We start from the raw sequence: 455 nt of genomic DNA, 5'->3' as shown, positions 1-455 counted from the left end.
CTGGGGCGCGCTCCACCTGGAGGAGGACCTCGGCGCCTCACCGGGTGCCGCGGCCGTCGGGTACTCCTGTTTCGCGCTGGCCATGACGGTCGGGCGGCTCTCCGGAACGACGCTGCTGGAACGGCTGGGCCGGACCCGCACCGTCCTCGCCGGCGGCTCCACCGCGGCGGCCGGCATGCTGCTCGGCGCCCTCGCGCCGTCCCTGTGGGCGGCCCTGCTCGGTTACGCGGTCACCGGCCTCGGGCTCGCGAACCTGTTCCCCGTGGCCGTCGAGCGGGCGGGCGCGCTCGCGGGCGCCGGCGGGGTCGCCACCGCCTCCACCCTGGGCTACGGCGGCATGCTCCTCGGCCCGCCCGCGATCGGCTTCATGGCGGACTGGTTCAGCCTCCCGGCCGCGCTGACCAGCGTGGCGGTACTGGCGGCGGTGGCCACCGTCATCGGCTTCGCCCCCCCCC

At 77.4% G+C, this 455-nt stretch carries 1 protein-coding gene; it reads left to right on the top strand.

Translation table 11 applies throughout. The features are described from left to right. A partial coding sequence (locus B7767_RS35580; protein WP_143652810.1) for an MFS transporter occupies positions 1-455 on the top strand: 455 nt, incomplete at both ends.

The sequence above is a fragment of the Streptomyces sp. 13-12-16 genome, assembly GCF_002114215.1.
In the GTDB taxonomy this organism is placed as follows: domain Bacteria; phylum Actinomycetota; class Actinomycetes; order Streptomycetales; family Streptomycetaceae; genus Streptomyces.
The sequence above is the reverse complement of the archived record's forward strand: the minus strand, read 5'-3'. Positions and strand labels throughout refer to the sequence as shown.